Source organism: Halorubellus amylolyticus (assembly GCF_034808145.1).
Taxonomy (GTDB): Archaea; Halobacteriota; Halobacteria; order Halobacteriales; family Natrialbaceae; genus Halorubellus.
Genome location: NZ_JAXHGM010000076.1, coordinates 1 through 261, shown reverse-complemented (window position 1 = coordinate 261; position 261 = coordinate 1). Strand labels below are relative to the sequence as shown.

At 61.7% G+C, this 261-nt stretch carries 1 protein-coding gene; it reads right to left on the bottom strand.

Annotated elements, in window-relative coordinates; genetic code table 11:
• Window positions 1–261: glycosyltransferase family 2 protein (locus tag SM754_RS20320; RefSeq protein WP_323677957.1), on the bottom strand; the 261-nt coding region annotated here is incomplete at both ends.

Sequence of the window (261 nt, the reverse complement as noted above, 5' to 3'; positions counted from 1 at the left end):
CATCCCGCTTTGAGGAGTTTGATCGTGACGTCGAAATCCTCCGTCATCGTGTCCCCGTCGTATCCGTCGACTTCTTCGAGGGCGGCTCGCCGGAAACAGCCGAGACAGCCCGGAACGACGTTTACGAACCCTAACGCCGCGAACGCTCGTCGAAAGGTGTTGATCCCGAGTGCGTATTCGAGCGCCTGCAGTTTCTCGATACGCGACTGGACGCGGAGCAGTTTCACTGCCCCCGCGACGGCCCCGATGTTCGGGTCCGCC